The following is a 15,747-nucleotide window of genomic DNA, read 5'->3' on the forward strand; positions in this document are numbered from 1 at the left end:
GCTCAAAGCTATGATCAAAGACTGCCCAGTTAATGGCATTGGCCAGCTGTATTAAAGGGTCTTTAGTGTCTAATTGGGAGAAAAGCTCTGAATGAAAAAGATTTTGTTGACCTGTGTTTGGGGTTGATTTTGTTAGCATTTTTTATCAGCAAAACGACCAAGAAAGATAGGGTATTTTATCAAAATCTGGTTGATTTGTCTGTGATATATTGTGGTTTTATTGTTATAAATCAGTTTGTTGTGTGGTTTTTAAGGGTTGACTAAGTAATAAGCCTTTTTTTTATAAAAACCAACCAAAGGCTTCTGTTTTTCTCTTTCTCTTGAAAAATTCAAGTATTTTTTAAGCAAGTTTGTCATCTGCTACATGGTAGGTAGGGTCTTCTAGAACATTAACTTCCACCAAATTTTTAGCGGCTTTTAACAGCAATCGGCATTCGGCACTGAGATGTTGTAAGTGTAGCGTTTTGCCAACTCGTTTGTAACGCATTGCCAGTTTGTCAATGGCTTGAATGGCTGAGTGGTCTAGCACTCTGGCATTACCAAAATCAACATAAACATCATTACTGTCTGCTTTAGGATTAAATAATTCTTGAAAATGCTCTTTTGAAGCAAAGAATAAAGTGCCGTTTATTTTATATACATTATCACCTTTGTCGTTTTTACTGCTTTTGATAAAAATTTTACTGGCAGATTCCCAAGCAAACGATAGGGCAGACAAAATCACGCCAACAATTACTGCTAATGCTAAATTGTCAGTTAAGACAGTGATCGCTGCCACCGAAATACCAGTAACAATGTCCAATGCGGGTATTTTGCCAAATAGACGAAGTGTGCACCATTCAAAAGTGCCAATAACCACCATAAACATCACCCCGATGAGAACGGCAATTGGAATCATTTCGATATATTCAGACAAGTAAAGAATGAACAACAACAGTGCAACAGAAGCAACCACGCCTGACAAGCGCCCACGACCACCAGATTTGACATTAATAATACTTTGACCCACCATGGCACAGCCACCCATGCCGCCAAACAATCCTGTTATCGTATTAGCAACACCTTGCCCAATACTTTCTCGGTTGGGCTGCCCTGTGGTTTCTGTTAAATCATCCACTAGATTTAGCGTCAATAGGCTTTCAATCAAGCCAACTAACGCCATGGTTAACGCATAAGGAAAAATAATTTGTAATGTTTGCCAATTGAAGGCGACATCAGGAATATGAAAAGCAGGAAACCCCCCTTTAATTGAAGCAATATCACCTACCGTGCGCGTGTCAAGCCCCAGCCAAATGACTGCCAAACTACCCACAATAACAGCCACTAAAATTTCAGGAACCGCCTTAGTGAATCTTGGTAAAAATTGAATAATTGCCATTGTGGCAGCAATAATACCCAGCATAATGAGTAATGGTTCGCCCGTAATCCACGCACCATCAATTTTAAATTGTTTGATTTGCCCGATAAAAATAACCATAGCAATGCCATTAACAAAGCCCAAAAACACAGGATGTGGCACAAGGCGAATAAACTTACCAAGTTTAAATAAACCAAAAGCTATTTGCAAAATACCCGTGAGTATCACCGCAGCAAATAAATACGCCACACCATGCATTGCTACCAGCGTGCCAATCACCACAGCAATCGCACCTGTTGCACCAGAAATCATACCGGGGCGACCCCCTATAATTGAAGTTACCAGCCCAATGGTAAAGGCAGCATATAAACCGACTAAAGGGCTTACGCCAGCCAGTAGGGCAAAGGCAACCGCCTCAGGCACCAAGGCTAAGGCAACGGTTAAGCCTGATAAAATATCATTTTTTGGATTAACAGAAAGATACTTATGGATAAGTGAAAAGAGCATTTTATTCCTTGTTTTTGTTGATTATTTGCTTGCGGGTACAATAGGGGTGGATGATTTGACTCCTGTATTTTGTGCACGATGACGCATCACATGATCCATTAGCGTAATCGCCAACATTGCCTCAGCAATTGGCGTAGCACGAATACCCACACAAGGGTCGTGCCGTCCTTTGGTGATAACTTCCGTCGGCTTTCCATCTTTGTCAATACTGTCAATTGGTAACCGTAAACTTGAAGTTGGCTTGAGTGCAATAGACACCAGTAAATCCTGCCCAGAACTAATACCACCCAGCGTTCCACCCGCGTTATTAGATTTAAAACCTTTTGCAGTAATGGTGTCCCGATGTTCTGTGCCTTTTTGCGTGACAACATTAAATCCAGCACCAATTTCCACCCCTTTAACCGCATTAATACTCATCATTGAATGCGCTACATCCGCCTCTAATCTATCAAAAATCGGCTCACCCAGTCCAACAGGCATATTCGTAGCAACGATATTAATGCGTGCCCCAATAGAATCGCCTGATTTCCTCAAGGCATCTATATAATTTTCAAGTTCTAATACTTTATTAACATCAGGGCAAAAGAAAGGATTGTTATGTACTTCATTCCAATCCAACGCCTCTATTTTAATTGAACCCAATTGTGCAAGATAACCTTTAATTTCAATGTCAAATGCTTGTTTTAAATATTTTTTAGCAATACCACCACACGCAACTCGCATCGCCGTTTCTCTCGCACTAGAGCGACCACCACCACGATAATCACGAATGCCATATTTTTGTTGATAAGTATAATCCGCATGCCCTGGACGAAACGAATTGGCGATATTGCCGTAGTCTTTAGATCGATGATCGGTGTTTTGGATAATGAGTGCAATCGGCATACCTGTAGTTTTGCCCTCAAAGGTGCCTGATAAAATCTTAATCAAATCCGCTTCACGGCGTTGTGTTGTGTGGCGAGAAGTGCCGGGTTTTCTCAGGTCTAAATCGCCTTGCAAATCCGCCTCATTCAACGCCATACCGGGAGGGCAGCCATCCACGATACCAACCAATGCCTCACCATGCGATTCACCAGCGGTGGTTATTGTAAATAATTTACCGATACTATTGCCACTCATTTACCACTCCTTGTGCTGGGGGATGTCATCACAAATCACCTCCCAATTTGCTTTTGAATCAACAAAAATATGTTTTTCAATCGCCTCTTCAATTTTATTGGTAATCAAGCCCAATCTAATTCTTGTGTAATCTGGATTGTTTTTAAGTTTTGCCATAATCGGTGCCCCGCAAGATTGACAAAAAAAGCGACTTTTATTGTCGTTTTCTTTAAATTCGGTCAAATTGCTTTCCCCCTTTAAAAATTTAAAATTCTTACTCTCCACATTTCCATTCGTGGCAAATGCCGTGCCCTGAACACGGCGACATTCGCTACAATGACACATAATGATATCTGTAATTTTCTGTGTAATTTGAAATTTAACCTTCCCACATAAACATTCACCTTGGTGCATTCTAACTCCTTTAATTGGCGTCCTTGAGTGGATTCGAACCACTGACCTGCCGCTTAGGAGGCGGCTGCTCTATCCAGCTGAGCCACAAGGACAAAATTATCAGTATTTTACAATATTTATACAAAATTCTCACAGTATAATTCAAGCATTTTATTAGATAAAAAATACTATGAAAAATATTAAGACTGAAGATAGGTTAATTTTTGCCCTAGATGTGCCAGAAGTAAAACAAGCTAAAGATTTGGTTAATCAACTTGATGACAGCGTTACCTTTTATAAAATTGGCATGGAAATGTTGATGACAGGGCAATATTTTCAGTTAATGGACTGGTTGATTGCCAAAGATAAAAAAGTCTTTGTTGATTTAAAATTCTTCGATGTGCCAGAAACCGTCGGCAGAACCATTAAACGATTAAGCCAATATGGCGCCACCTTTGCCACTATCCACGGCAATCAAGCCTTAATGGAAAGAGCCGCCGAAAACAAAGGCGACCTCAAAATCCTAGCAGTAACCGCACTCACCAGTCTTGACAGAGGTGATTTGGATGATTTAGGTTTTAAATGTGATGTGCAAGATTTGGTTATTTCTCGTGCCAAACGCGCCTTTGAAGCAGGATGTGATGGCGTAGTATCCTCAGGTTTAGAAGTCCCATTTTTGCGTGAATATGTTGACAACAAGTTAATTGCCGTAACCCCCGGCATTCGCCCCGTAGCCAATGATGATGACCAAAAACGCGTAGTCGATGTGGCAACCGCATTTAAATCTGGCACAGATTACATTGTTGTCGGCCGCCCCATTAAAAACGCCAACAACCCTTACCAAGCCGCCAGTGAAATTCAAAATATTATTAAAACTTGTTTCTAACAAGCTTTTCGGTATAATTCCCCCCTTCTTCAATAGTCGCGTAGCTCAGTTGGTTAGAGCACTACCTTGACATGGTAGGGGTCGGTGATTCGAGTTCACTCGCGACTACCAAATTATAAAAAAAGCCATCTTAATATAGATGGCTTTTTTACAAACCATTGATTTAACAATATGGACTGTTGTTTAAAATTACCAGAATTTTATGCCAACTTTAATGGGTTAAATTACCCTTGTTTTTCCATTCCACATAGAAATGAGAATACACCCGAGAAACTTGATAATAAGGAGTAGGGAAGGATTTATAACCCTTCTTTTTCCCGTCCATTCCCACAAGCAGAAAAAAGGTTTGCAATTTCTCTTAGTGTGTGAAGTCTGGCTTTGGGAAGGGTTACAAACCCTTCCCTACTTCGTGTTGTTATTTCCACGCATAGTATTGCTTTGTGTAAAAAACTCAAAAAAACTATAAACCTTAGTATAAAATTCATCTCAGTGGTGAAAAATAGAAAAAAAATATGTATTGAGACCTTTGCATAAATATGAATAATCATCAAAAATCCACTTTTCACCCGCTTGGCGATTTTTTAAACCCAGCCTTAGCCCTGCTAGGACAAGGTTTAATAAAATCACCAATCTGGCAAAAATTGAATTTTGCTAATCATCCCTATTTATGCAAAGGTCTCGTATTTACTATAATGGAGTTATGAAATGAAAAACATAATATACGGCTTAATAATTTTGCTATCTTCTTTTACTACAAACAGTCAAGCACAGTCAATAGAACAGAATGCCCATAAAAAAGTTAAGCACATTTATTTAACTTTTGATGATGGCCCTTTGAATGGAAGTCGAAGAATAAATGATGCGGTATTAGCAGAGAAATTGCCAATTTTCGTTATGTTAGTAGGCGAGCATGCTTTGGCAAGACCTAAAGATGTAAAACTTTATAAAGAGAATAAATTTATTGGGGTCGGAAATCATAGTTACAGTCATGCAAACAACCGTTATAAGTTATATTACTCAACCCCTAAAGGCGTGCTCAATGATTTTATTAGAAATAAAGATACTTTAGCATTAGACAATAAAATAGGAAGATTGCCCGGTAGGAATATGTGGCGTATCAAGGGAAGAAGTAGAAACGATGTGAGCAGTGGCATAGCGGCAGCAGATTTATTAGCTAAAAATGGATTTTCACTATTTGGTTGGGATTTAGAATGGGCACACGACCCTCACACAGGGAAGCCAATAGGAGCGGCCGAGGATATTTTTAAAGAAATTGAAAAAAAACTTAATAACGATAAAACTTTTACAAAATCCCATATTGTGCTACTAAGCCATGATGAAATGTTTCGGTATCAATATGAAGAATCCGAACTTAAAAAATTAATAGATCTTTTGAAAAGTAAAGACGGCTATAAAATCAGTCAATTAAAAGACTATCCATAACACCCCGTAAGCTAGATTGTGTAAATCCTCGTATTTCATAATTTTCAGAAAAGAGAAAAATCAGTTTAACGCTTGAATTCAGCTGATGTGTTAACAGTCGACTACTGTGTTAGTCGTTTCTTCATCATTCAAATCCACTAAACTATATTCTGGTTTTAAAATAAAAAGATTATCTTTAATGCTATTTATTTTCTCAGTTGTTACTTTTATTGCTAAATTTGACTCATCTATTCCTATCCATTGCCTATTTAATAAATGAGCGGATTTTAAAGTTGTTCCGGAACCACAAAAACAATCTAAAACGATACTATTTTGATTAGATGAAGTTTTGATAATTAAATCCAAGATATCAGCGTTTTTTTCTGTTGGGTAATCAGGATATTGAGGGTCTTTATGCGTCCAAATGTCTTGCACTCTCTTCCCTTCTCTTTCATCAACAAAAATAATTTTTCTTGGATTTCCAGTGCTTGACCATTCAATCAACCCTTCTTTATCCCATTTTTCTAATGTTTGCACATCTGTGCGCCAATGTCTGCCTATTGGGGGCATAATGCCTTTAAATGGTTGGTTGGATTTTCCATTTTCTGTTTCCCCTGGGGCATGAATTGGCACGGTCGTATATTTTCTACCTTGTTTGGTTTTTTTAAACAGCCTTTCAATATCTTGTTGAGTGTATTTCTCTCTGGGCTCGTTCCAAATAGGCTTGGTAGATTTTGAATAAAATAAAATCATATCTTTTATATTGCCATAACCCGTTCTTTTAAAATTTTTAGGGTTGCATTTTATTCTGGTTATGTCATTTCTAAAATTTTCAATACCAAAAACTTCATCCATCATGACTTTTACATAATGACCAATTTTATAATCAATATGCAAATAAATAGAACCTTGTTCTGATAATAAATCTTTTAACAAAATCAATCTGTCTTTTAAAAAATCTATAAATTCCTTGCCTTTCAGTTTATCGGAATAAGCAATTTCACCATTTTTTGAATTACTGATGGTTGATGCCCTTCCATTGGTTATTGTAAAATTTCCATTCGTAGCAAAAGGAGGATCTATATAGATTAAATCAATTTTCCCACTCATATTTCCATCATTAAGTAAAAATTTAAGCCCTTTTAGATTATCTCCCTGAATTAGTAAATTTTTCATAATGAGTATAAAAAATCTCTTAGTATTAAGGCACTCATAATATTATGTTTGCTTTGCTTTCTGACTGCTTTGCACATTTTGTTTGTACTGTCAATATATGGCACGCCATCTAAAATTGCAACTGTTACAGCATTAACATTAGATTTAACAGTGGTCATTGCATCATTAAATTGTGCATTTTGATGACCACCAAAATCTGTTAGAAACTTCGCCTCACCAATGACATATACACCATTAAATCTTGCAACAAAATCTAACCCTTTATTGTGTTTATATCCTAAATGTTGTTTAGCAAATTCCATCATTTGAGCATCACTTGCATCTAATATTGCGTTATTTTTTGAATTAGAAAATTCTTCTATTGTTACTGGTATTATCCCCAACACCCCATTATTTAGCCAGCGTTTAAATAATGGTCCAATTTGTCTATTTGTTTCTTTTGGCTCTGAACATCTTTCAAAAATTTTATCCAAACCCATTTCATACAATCTTCCGCATAATCTATCTACAGTATTTGGGTTTCTTGATATTGAGCCGTTATCTCTTTTAAGGTAGGCTACATAAGAATCTTTGATTGGAAACAAATCCATTTTTAATAAAATATTTAATAAATCAATATTATTTTTGGCTTGAAAAGATTGCTCTACTTGTTGCCATAAGTTTTTATCAATATCTCTAATACCTTCTGGAATTGTGGGGTAAACACTAAATAACTCATCCAAATAATTTCTTTGGCTTGCAAACTCAATACTTAATTTTGTCCAGTGGTTCATTTGTTTCCTTATATTACGATATTAAAAATAAATCCTGTAAAGCAGCCAAATTCTATCTGTTTTTAAACTAAAGTGTATATTTTTATCTAATGTGTGATTGAGGTTAAAAATTAAAAACTAAGTTGTCATTTAAATTTAATAGAGACCTTTGCATAAATAGGGATGATTAGCAAAATTCAATTTTTGCCAGATTGGTGATTTTATTAAACCTTGTCCTAGCAGGGCTAAGGCTGGGTTTAAAAAATCGCCAAGCGGGTGAAAAGTGGATTTTTGATGATTATTCATATTTATGCAAAGGTCTCTAATATTAGCAAAAAATTATAACAGAAGGTAAGTCAATTGTTTGATAAATGTGTGACATAATCTTTGTTTTTATGCTGTGAGAATAAGGGTGCATAAACTTATGGGTGTATTTTTAGGTGGGGGTGTTTTAGTAGTAAGGGATGAATGTTTGAACTTACTGTATGTGTTACTAGCTTTGTTTTGTATAGGCTTTATAAGGGGTGGCTTATAAAAAAGGGATAAAACGACCTGTTTTCTTTTTGTAAGTTGGGTAATCAGAAAAGCGTTGAGTAAGGAGTTTTTCTTCTAAATTAGATTTTAGGATTAAAATGATTGTTAATGCTAATAGAGCGAGTTGTGAAAATAGGTGGTTGTTGCTTAGGGCGAGTGCTAGGCATAGGGTTAATACGCTGGTGTACATGGGGTGGCGTATCCAGTGGTAGATGCCGTTTGTAATTAATTTATGTTGGCTTTTTAAGGCTGGCTGTATATTGAAATTGTCTAATTTCATTGCTATTATAGCACTGAGTCCAATGATAAACCCGATGCCGATGAGGGCATAATTGAGTGCATTGAGGTGTGTGTTAAAAATAAGATAAAAAATACAACCGAATTGAACAATGACATAAAACATAATTTGGTATTGGTGCATTGGTAGTTATAATACGCAATATTATACTATTATTTTATAAACTAAAAATGCAAACTAATTATGACATTGTTATTATTGGCGGTGGGCCAGCAGGATTAAGCTTTGCTTGTTCGATGATGGGGGCTGATGTGCGGGTTTTGGTGGTGGAAAAATCCAGTTTGGAGGCGATTTCCAAGCCAACTTATGACGGTAGGGAGATTGCATTAACGCATTTGTCTCTTCGTATTTTAAAAAAGTTGGGTGTTTGGAATTTGATAGATCAGAATGAGGTATCTTTACTTAAAGAGGCTAAGGTTTTTGATGGTGATTCGGCATCGTTGTTGAATTTTAAATCTGAGGGTTCTGGTGTGGAGGCATTGGGCTATTTGGTGCCAAATTATCAGTTGCGACAAGCGTTATATCAGCGTGTGGCACAAGCGGATAATATTACAGTGGTTTGTGATACTTCAGTGGAGAGTGTGGATGATGGTGAGTTGCATTCAACTGTTGTTTTTGCTGATGCGACAACGGTTAAGGCTAAATTGGTGATTGCTGCAGACAGTCGTTTTTCTAATATTCGCCGTAAGGTCGGCATCCCCTCTGTGATGAAGGATTTTTCTAAGGTAATGATTGTGACTAAGATGAAACATGAGAAAAGTCATCAAAATATTGCTTTAGAGTGTTTTGATTATGGGCAAACTTTGGCGTTATTGCCTATGATAGGAAATGAGTCTTCTGTGGTGTTGACTGTGGCGACAAACAAGTCTCAAGCAGTGATAGAGATGAGTGAGGAGGCATTTAACGCTAAAATGACAAAAGATTTTAGGGGGGAATTGGGGCAGTTGACGCAGGTCGGTGAGCGTCATTTTTATCCATTGGTGGGTGTGCATGCACAAACTTTTATTGCCAATCGTTTTGCGTTGATTGGTGATGCGGCTGTGGGTATGCATCCGGTAACGGCACATGGTTTTAATTTGGGACTGAGAGGGCAGGATATTTTAGCAACATTGGTGCAAGAGGCGTTGACACGGGGGCAGGATATTGGCTCACAGTCTTTGCTGAGTTTGTTTGAGAGGAAGCACATTCATCTTACTAAAATTATGTTTTTTGGCACCAATGGGATTGTGGCGTTATTTACTAATGATGCGCCGATGATTAAGCAAATCAGGCGATTTGTGCTAAATCTTGCTGAGCGTTTTCCGCCGATTAAGTATTTAATTACCCGCCACTTGACCGAGTCTAGTAAGGGCTTTCCCACCTTAAAAAAAGTGTTAGGTAAGTAACTTTATGCAGTTAGAAGCCTTTAAAAGCAGATACCAGGCATTACAAACCTCGCTTGAGCAAGACTTCTTAAAAAATCCTGACTCAGTCGGTGTTTTGGTGCAAAAACGCAGCGATGAGATAGATGTTTTATTGGTCGATATTTGGCAAGGACTTAAGATTGACAGTCATTTGTGTTTGGCAGCGGTAGGTGGTTATGGTCGGGGTGAATTGCACCTGCATTCTGACATTGATTTGTTGATTTTAATCCCTGATAGTGGTCACGATGTGTATCAACAAAGTCTATCTAAGTTTTTAACTTTTTTGTGGGATGTGGGTTTGGAAGTAGGGCATGCCACGCGTGATATGGCGGATTGTGTTGCCAATATTGATGATTTGAGTGTGGTTACAAATTTATTAGAATCTCGTATTCTTGTAGGCAAGGAATCCTTATTTTTAAAAATGAAAGCCATGATTGAGGCGAGCGATTGGTCTTCGCAGTCGTTCTTTGTTGGCAAGCAAAAAGAGCAACATAACCGCCATCTTAATTATTCCAATACTGCCTATAATTTAGAGCCAAACCTCAAGGAAAGCCCTGGCGGGTTGCGTGATATTCAAACAGTGGCATGGGTGGCAAAATGGTATTTTGATGTTAATCTTTTTTCTGACTTAGTGGACAAGGATTTCTTAACGCAGGGTGAATATGATTTGTTGATGCAATCGCAGTTGTTTTTATGGAAGGTGCGTTTTGCCTTACACATTGTTGCCAAACGGCGAGAAGACAGAGTGGCTTTTCAATATCAGCGAGAAATAGCAAGTGTGCTGGGGTATCAAGATGGCGAGAGTATTGCAGTTGAGCAGTTGATGCGTGATTATTATCAAGCGGCGACTAAGGTGGCGCGTTTGAATGATATTTTATTGCAATTATTTGAACAAAGCGTGTTGCATACGCAGAATTTAAATGCGCATTTTGTTATTAATCACGGCTATATTTATATGATGAATAATGCTGTTTTTGTCAAGCATCCATCAGCTTTTATTGAAATTTTCTTGTTGGTTGCTAAGCACAATTATGTGCGTGGTATTAGCGCAGATACACTCAGGCAGATGCAAAAAGACATTGAGTTAATTGATAAAAATTATTATAAAAAACGACAAAATAATCGTTTGTTTATTGAGCTATTACAACAAAAACACGGCATCAATAAGGCTTTAAAACTAATGAATCGTTATGGTGTGTTAGAGCGCTATATTCCTGCCTTTGGCAGGATAACAGGGCTGATGCAATATGATTTATTTCATGCTTATACGGTGGATCAGCATACTTTATTTGTGATTCGTAATCTGAGGCGTTTCTTTGTTGATGATTTTGCCAAAGAGTTCGAGCTTTGCAGTGAGCTGGCACAAAATATTGCTAAACCTGAGTTGTTGTTATTGGCAGGGCTGTTTCATGATATTGCCAAAGGGCGGGGCGGTGATCATGCAGTTTTAGGGGCGCAAGATGTGCGTGATTTTTTAACACATCATCGCTTTAAAACCAGCGATATTGCTTTGGTGTCAGGCTTGGTGGAGCAGCATTTGTTAATGTCACAAATAGCACAAAAACAAGACCTTGAGGATTTTGATGTTATTCATCAGTTTGCCAAAACGGTAAAATCTGTGCAATTTTTGCAGTTTTTATATTTATTAACGGTTGCCGATATTCGTGCCACAAAAGAGGGATTATGGAATGGTTGGAAAGATTCGCTTTTGAAGAAATTATTTTACAAAACCAAAGAGCAGTTGCAAACACAGGTTAAACCGCCCAGTATTAATAAGCGGGCTCAGACAGTTAAACAAGCGTTGGCAGTCAAACTTCAACAGCAGGGCTACGGTATTGAGCAAGTGGAAAAAATACTTGGCACTTTGCCAAAAGATTATTTTTTACGCTATCAGCTTGAGGATATTTTGTGGCATTTACAGTTGTTTAGAAAAACAGGTGATAAAGCCATCAGAGTAGCACAACGCCTGTCTGAACACAGTGTAGTAGATATTTTTGTGTATGGTGATGATTCCAAGGGCCTGTTTTTTAAATTGGTAAGTATTATTGAAAAATTAGGTCTGGATATTGTCGATGCAAAAATCTTAACCAGTAAGAGCAATAAGGCTTACAACACTATTAGCGTGTTACAAGATGAAATAATGGAACAGAATGACATTAGTCAAATCATAGAAGACAAATTGGCACAAGCAAGCGTTGATGTGGGGGCAATGAGTGACAAATACGCACATCGACATTTTGACCATAAAATGCGCATTGTGTTTTCACATAATGATAAGTGGAATCTCACTCAAGTTGAGGTAAGTGTGATTGACAAACAAGGCTTGTTGTCTAATATCGCTCATATTTTCTATCAGTTAGATATTCGTTTGGTTAATGCGAGAATATCCACTATGGGCGAGCGAGTAGAGGATATTTTCTTTATCAGTAATGCCAAGCAACAGCCATTAGATAAGCAGCAGCAGCAGCGACTAAAGCAGTATTTGCAAGAAAAATTATAAAATAATGTTACCAAGCTTATAATAGACGCTATAATTTACCTAAATCGCTTTTTCTAGTGATACTATTTCCCCTTAAACAATAAAACACATAACAATATATGAATGATAAAATTAAAGTAGTAACGGACGATTCTTTTGAGTTAGATGTTGTTAATTCATCGCAGGCAGTTTTGGTAGATTTTTGGGCACCATGGTGTGGGCCTTGTAAAGCATTGGCACCAATACTTGATGAAATTGCCGATGAGTATGATGGCAAGGTGATTGTTGCTAAAATTAATATTGATGAAAACGACCAAACTCCACCAAAATATGGCATTCGTGGTATACCAACAGTGCTGTTGTTTAAGGATGGTGTGGTTGAGGCAACTAAAATGGGCGCTTTGTCTAAGGCAGAATTAAGCACTTTTATAGATGCAAATATTTAAGAGACATCACTTAAACTTACAAACTAACTTATTTTTATTTTAAACCCTTAATTGCTGCCAAGTAGCACCTATGTCGCTCAATTCTGACTGACGATTCTTTTTTACATCTATTGGAAATTACATGAAACTATCCGAACTAAAACGCTCCACAGCTGCCGAATTATTAGAGCTAGCACAATCTTTGGGCATTGAAAATATCTCTCGTGCTAAGAAACAAGCGCTTATTTTTGCCATCTTAAAACACAAATCTGCTAATGACGAGGAGGTGTTAGGCGATGGCGTGTTGGATATATTACAAGAGGGCTATGGTTTTTTAAGGTCGGCAGATGACTCTTATGTTTCTGGTCCAGATGATATTTATGCTTCCCCTAATCAAATTCGTCGTTTTAATTTATCAACAGGTGATGTGGTTACTGGCAAGATTCGTGCACCTAAAAAAGGTGAAAAATACTTTGCCCTAGTAAAAGTCTCTGAGGTTAATGGCGAAGATCCAGACAATGTTAGAAATAGAATTCCTTTTGCCTCACTCACGCCGCTACACCCAGATGAACGCATCACTTTAGAGGTTGGCAATGGCGGCACCGAGGATATTACTGCCAGAATGATTGACCTTGTTGCGCCTTTTGGTAAAGGGCAAAGGGGTTTGTTGGTAGCACCGCCCAAGGCGGGAAAAACCATGATTATGCAAAATATTGCCACCTCAATTTCACGCAATCATCCAGAATGCGAGCTAATTGTTTTGCTGATTGATGAGCGCCCTGAGGAAGTAACAGAAATGGCACGCACTGTGCGTGGTGAGGTGGTTGCCTCAACTTTTGATGAGCCAGCCAAACGCCATGTCCAAGTGGCAGAAATTGTCATTGAAAAAGCCAAACGCCGTGCTGAACAAGGCAAGGATGTGATTATTTTATTAGATTCAATTACGCGTTTAGCGCGTGCTTATAACACCATTGCTCCTTCTTCAGGCAAGGTATTAACGGGCGGTGTTGATGCTAATGCTTTGCAACGACCTAAACGATTTTTTGGTGCGGCGAGAAACATTGAAAATGGCGGTAGCATTACTATTATTGCTACGGCATTAATTGATACAGGCTCAAAAATGGATGAAGTTATTTATCAGGAATTTAAAGGCACAGGCAACATGGAACTACACTTGGAGCGCCGCTTGAGTGAAAAACGCATTTTCCCAGCCATTAATATTAACGCCTCTGGCACACGCCGTGAAGAACTGATTACCGATGAAAAAGAGTTGCAAAAAATGTGGATTTTGCGCAAGATTTTGCATCCGATGGATACGGTAGAAGCGGCAGAATTCTTAATTGACCGTTTAAAACTAAGCAAAACCAATGATGAATTTTTCTCTTCAATGTCACAAAAGAAATAGTAAGATCTTTATTTACTTCATCTATACTTAAGGGATGAAAGTATCTATTTTTAAGAGAGCTTATGCTTTAATTGATAGTATTATTGCAAAATATCTGATGCGCAATGTGTGGGTATTGACAGGTGCTATTTTTCTAGTTATCAGTTTAGTGATATTTGGCAATCAAGTAGCGTCAATGATTAACGAAAGTCTTAAGTATGGCATTTCTGCGACTGATTTATTGCCATTAATCAGTTTTAATATGATTAGAGATATTCCTCTAATGCTGTCTTTGTCGTTGTTTTTAGCGATTATTTTGGCAATTAGTAAGTTTTACAAGAATTCAGAGGCGATTGTAATGAACTCACTTGGCGTGGGGGATAAGCATTTTATGGTGTTTATACAGCCTGTGGTTTTGTCTATTTTTATCTTTGTTTTATTTTTAACCACCATTGCGGTGCCTTGGACTAAGCAGGAAAGGGATGTTATTCTGAATCGTAGCGATAATGCTTCAGAGTTTTCTTTTGTGAAGCAAAAAGAATTTCAAAAATTTAAAAACGGCAATATTGTTTTTTACACCTCCAAGGTGGAAGACAGTGGCAGTGATGCACAGCAAAAAATGGAATCCGTGTTTATTTATACACTGGTGAATGGAGAACCTATTATTACTTTAGCAAAACAAGCGAAAAAATATATAGACCCCGTGACTAATAGCGTTTATTTACGCTTGCAGAATGGCAAGCGTTATCATGGGTTTCTAACTGATGTTAATAAAAGAATTCTAGATTTTGATTTGTATGATTTGCAAATTGTTGATGGTGAGGCAGTGCAGCCCAATATAAATTTCACTGGGGAAGAATCGCAAGGAATGCTTGATTTATTCCATTCAAATAACCCTAAAGATATGGCAGAATTTCAATGGCGATTGTCACAGCCATTGAGTATCTTTATTTTATCATTTTTGGGGGTTTTGTTAGGAAAAGCACCCTCTAGAGGTGGAAAAAACTTAGGCGTCTTGTTTGGTGTGATAATTTTTATTTTATACAATAATGTTTTACTCATTGCCAAGTCATCTTTGGAGCATGGAGAAACTTCTGCTCTAGTAGGTTTGTGGTGGGTGCATTTGCTGATGTTGATTTTTATTTTACTATTATATGCCTATCGACATCAAAAGCTATTGACCACGGCACGATTTTTTGTAAAATAACCCATTTCTTAAAGGAACTTATTAAATGTTATCTCAAGCTAGTAAAACTTTAGAAGTTTTCGACAACCCAAATACGCAACGCGATTATGTGATTCAAATTGAGTTGCCAGAATTTACCTGCCTATGTCCAAAGACGGGGCAGCCAGACTTTGCCATATTGCATCTAGAATACATTGCAGATAAGACTTGCGTTGAGCTTAAGTCTTTAAAAATGTATATTTGGTCGTTTCGTAATGAAGGCTCGTTCCATGAGGCAGTGACCAATCAAATTTTGGAGGATTTGGTGGCAGCCACTAATCCTAGGTTTATGCGCCTTAAGGCGATTTTTAATGTGCGTGGCGGGGTTTATACCACCATCATTGCTGAGCACCAACAAGCAGGCTGGCAGCCTAAACCTACCGTTGATTTACAACATCTTTAAAAAAA

The 15,747-nt window shown here is 37.7% G+C and carries 17 protein-coding genes and 2 tRNA genes; 10 read left to right on the forward strand and 9 right to left on the reverse strand.

Annotated features, from left to right (window positions below; genetic code table 11):
* Window positions 1–340: 340 nt before the first annotated feature.
* The 4 genes from CRYPD_RS01165 to CRYPD_RS01180 all read right to left on the reverse strand — a co-directional run bounded on the left by CRYPD_RS01165 (window position 341) and on the right by CRYPD_RS01180 (window position 3,468).
* Window positions 341–1,864: a SulP family inorganic anion transporter gene (locus tag CRYPD_RS01165; protein WP_138145740.1), complete on the reverse strand. Its 1,524-nt coding sequence runs from the start codon at window positions 1,862–1,864 to the stop codon at window positions 341–343.
* 21 nt (window positions 1,865–1,885) lie between these two features.
* Window positions 1,886–2,983, reverse strand: coding sequence for a chorismate synthase (gene aroC / locus CRYPD_RS01170; protein WP_138145741.1), 1,098 nt, complete (start codon window positions 2,981–2,983; stop codon window positions 1,886–1,888).
* Window positions 2,984–3,376, reverse strand: a complete 393-nt coding sequence (locus CRYPD_RS01175; protein WP_138145742.1) for a GFA family protein — start codon at window positions 3,374–3,376, stop codon at window positions 2,984–2,986.
* Between the two features lie 15 nt (window positions 3,377–3,391).
* Window positions 3,392–3,468: transfer RNA gene (locus CRYPD_RS01180), tRNA-Arg, on the reverse strand.
* Between the two features lie 65 nt (window positions 3,469–3,533).
* Between CRYPD_RS01180 and pyrF the strand changes: the two genes are divergently transcribed.
* Entirely contained in the window at window positions 3,534–4,241 is a 708-nt protein-coding gene (gene pyrF / locus CRYPD_RS01185) for an orotidine-5'-phosphate decarboxylase (RefSeq protein WP_425290260.1), read from the forward strand.
* A 34-nt stretch (window positions 4,242–4,275) separates the two neighbouring features.
* A tRNA-Val gene (locus CRYPD_RS01190) sits at window positions 4,276–4,352 on the forward strand.
* 188 nt (window positions 4,353–4,540) lie between these two features.
* On the opposite strand, the gene CRYPD_RS01195 is transcribed toward CRYPD_RS01190, so the two are convergent.
* Window positions 4,541–4,789, reverse strand: coding sequence for a hypothetical protein (locus CRYPD_RS01195; RefSeq protein WP_138145744.1), 249 nt, complete (start codon window positions 4,787–4,789; stop codon window positions 4,541–4,543).
* Between CRYPD_RS01195 and CRYPD_RS07820 the strand changes: the two genes are divergently transcribed.
* Together CRYPD_RS07820 and CRYPD_RS01200 are read left to right on the forward strand one after the other, a co-directional pair.
* On the forward strand, window positions 4,778–4,945 hold the full coding sequence (locus CRYPD_RS07820; RefSeq protein WP_171004267.1) for a hypothetical protein: 168 nt from the start codon (window positions 4,778–4,780) through the stop codon (window positions 4,943–4,945). The two genes, CRYPD_RS01195 and CRYPD_RS07820, sit on opposite strands and share 12 nt — an antisense overlap.
* Before the next feature lies 1 nt (window position 4,946).
* On the forward strand, window positions 4,947–5,684 hold the full coding sequence (locus CRYPD_RS01200) for a polysaccharide deacetylase family protein (protein ID WP_138145745.1): 738 nt from the start codon (window positions 4,947–4,949) through the stop codon (window positions 5,682–5,684).
* Between the two features lie 90 nt (window positions 5,685–5,774).
* Here the strand turns inward: CRYPD_RS01200 and CRYPD_RS01205 are convergent, their stop codons facing one another.
* The 4 genes from CRYPD_RS01205 to CRYPD_RS01215 all read right to left on the reverse strand — a co-directional run bounded on the left by CRYPD_RS01205 (window position 5,775) and on the right by CRYPD_RS01215 (window position 8,546).
* Entirely contained in the window at window positions 5,775–6,839 is a 1,065-nt protein-coding gene (locus CRYPD_RS01205) for a site-specific DNA-methyltransferase (protein WP_138145746.1), read from the reverse strand.
* On the reverse strand, window positions 6,836–7,612 hold the full coding sequence (locus tag CRYPD_RS01210) for a restriction endonuclease (protein WP_138145747.1): 777 nt from the start codon (window positions 7,610–7,612) through the stop codon (window positions 6,836–6,838). The genes CRYPD_RS01205 and CRYPD_RS01210 overlap by 4 nt, the downstream gene beginning before the upstream one ends.
* Before the next feature lie 135 nt (window positions 7,613–7,747).
* The gene (locus CRYPD_RS07825; RefSeq protein WP_171004268.1) at window positions 7,748–7,897 is read right to left on the reverse strand and encodes a hypothetical protein; all 150 of its coding nucleotides are present in this window, start codon (window positions 7,895–7,897) and stop codon (window positions 7,748–7,750) included.
* A gap of 223 nt (window positions 7,898–8,120) precedes the next feature.
* On the reverse strand, window positions 8,121–8,546 hold the full coding sequence (locus CRYPD_RS01215; RefSeq protein WP_138145748.1) for a methyltransferase family protein: 426 nt from the start codon (window positions 8,544–8,546) through the stop codon (window positions 8,121–8,123).
* A gap of 47 nt (window positions 8,547–8,593) precedes the next feature.
* On the opposite strand from CRYPD_RS01215, the gene ubiM reads away from it, so the two are divergent.
* The 6 genes from ubiM to queF all read left to right on the forward strand — a co-directional run bounded on the left by ubiM (window position 8,594) and on the right by queF (window position 15,742).
* Entirely contained in the window at window positions 8,594–9,808 is a 1,215-nt protein-coding gene (ubiM, locus tag CRYPD_RS01220; RefSeq protein WP_138145749.1) for a 5-demethoxyubiquinol-8 5-hydroxylase UbiM, read from the forward strand.
* Window positions 9,809–9,812: 4 nt separating this feature from the next.
* The gene (gene glnD, locus CRYPD_RS01225; protein WP_138145750.1) at window positions 9,813–12,326 is read left to right on the forward strand and encodes a [protein-PII] uridylyltransferase; all 2,514 of its coding nucleotides are present in this window, start codon (window positions 9,813–9,815) and stop codon (window positions 12,324–12,326) included.
* Window positions 12,327–12,424: 98 nt separating this feature from the next.
* Window positions 12,425–12,751: a thioredoxin TrxA gene (gene trxA, locus CRYPD_RS01230; protein WP_138145751.1), complete on the forward strand. Its 327-nt coding sequence runs from the start codon at window positions 12,425–12,427 to the stop codon at window positions 12,749–12,751.
* 121 nt (window positions 12,752–12,872) lie between these two features.
* Window positions 12,873–14,135: a transcription termination factor Rho gene (rho, locus tag CRYPD_RS01235; RefSeq protein ID WP_138145752.1), complete on the forward strand. Its 1,263-nt coding sequence runs from the start codon at window positions 12,873–12,875 to the stop codon at window positions 14,133–14,135.
* Window positions 14,136–14,169: 34 nt separating this feature from the next.
* Window positions 14,170–15,321 (forward strand): LPS export ABC transporter permease LptF, encoded by a 1,152-nt coding sequence (gene lptF / locus CRYPD_RS01240; RefSeq protein WP_138145753.1) that lies wholly within the window; start codon window positions 14,170–14,172, stop codon window positions 15,319–15,321.
* Window positions 15,322–15,346: 25 nt separating this feature from the next.
* On the forward strand, window positions 15,347–15,742 hold the full coding sequence (queF, locus tag CRYPD_RS01245; RefSeq protein WP_138145754.1) for a preQ(1) synthase: 396 nt from the start codon (window positions 15,347–15,349) through the stop codon (window positions 15,740–15,742).
* Window positions 15,743–15,747 lie beyond the last annotated feature (5 nt).

This window comes from Bathymodiolus heckerae thiotrophic gill symbiont (assembly GCF_900180345.1).
Classification (GTDB): domain Bacteria; phylum Pseudomonadota; class Gammaproteobacteria; order PS1; family Pseudothioglobaceae; genus Thiodubiliella.

What these genes read in the sequence shown, in the direction of transcription:
- CRYPD_RS01215 (WP_138145748.1), bottom strand. Translation starts at nt 8,546, where the DNA reads ATGCACCAATACCAAATTATGTTTTATGTCATTGTTCAATTCGGTTGT.
- ubiM (WP_138145749.1), top strand. Translation starts at nt 8,594, where the DNA reads ATGCAAACTAATTATGACATTGTTATTATTGGCGGTGGGCCAGCAGGA.
- CRYPD_RS07820 (WP_171004267.1), top strand. Translation starts at nt 4,778, where the DNA reads ATGAATAATCATCAAAAATCCACTTTTCACCCGCTTGGCGATTTTTTA.
- CRYPD_RS01205 (WP_138145746.1), bottom strand. Translation starts at nt 6,839, where the DNA reads ATGAAAAATTTACTAATTCAGGGAGATAATCTAAAAGGGCTTAAATTT.
- rho (WP_138145752.1), top strand. Translation starts at nt 12,873, where the DNA reads ATGAAACTATCCGAACTAAAACGCTCCACAGCTGCCGAATTATTAGAG.
- CRYPD_RS01200 (WP_138145745.1), top strand. Translation starts at nt 4,947, where the DNA reads ATGAAAAACATAATATACGGCTTAATAATTTTGCTATCTTCTTTTACT.
- trxA (WP_138145751.1), top strand. Translation starts at nt 12,425, where the DNA reads ATGAATGATAAAATTAAAGTAGTAACGGACGATTCTTTTGAGTTAGAT.
- CRYPD_RS01195 (WP_138145744.1), bottom strand. Translation starts at nt 4,789, where the DNA reads ATGATTATTCATATTTATGCAAAGGTCTCAATACATATTTTTTTTCTA.
- lptF (WP_138145753.1), top strand. Translation starts at nt 14,170, where the DNA reads ATGAAAGTATCTATTTTTAAGAGAGCTTATGCTTTAATTGATAGTATT.
- queF (WP_138145754.1), top strand. Translation starts at nt 15,347, where the DNA reads ATGTTATCTCAAGCTAGTAAAACTTTAGAAGTTTTCGACAACCCAAAT.
- CRYPD_RS01175 (WP_138145742.1), bottom strand. Translation starts at nt 3,376, where the DNA reads ATGCACCAAGGTGAATGTTTATGTGGGAAGGTTAAATTTCAAATTACA.
- aroC (WP_138145741.1), bottom strand. Translation starts at nt 2,983, where the DNA reads ATGAGTGGCAATAGTATCGGTAAATTATTTACAATAACCACCGCTGGT.
- CRYPD_RS01165 (WP_138145740.1), bottom strand. Translation starts at nt 1,864, where the DNA reads ATGCTCTTTTCACTTATCCATAAGTATCTTTCTGTTAATCCAAAAAAT.
- CRYPD_RS01210 (WP_138145747.1), bottom strand. Translation starts at nt 7,612, where the DNA reads ATGAACCACTGGACAAAATTAAGTATTGAGTTTGCAAGCCAAAGAAAT.
- glnD (WP_138145750.1), top strand. Translation starts at nt 9,813, where the DNA reads ATGCAGTTAGAAGCCTTTAAAAGCAGATACCAGGCATTACAAACCTCG.
- CRYPD_RS07825 (WP_171004268.1), bottom strand. Translation starts at nt 7,897, where the DNA reads ATGAATAATCATCAAAAATCCACTTTTCACCCGCTTGGCGATTTTTTA.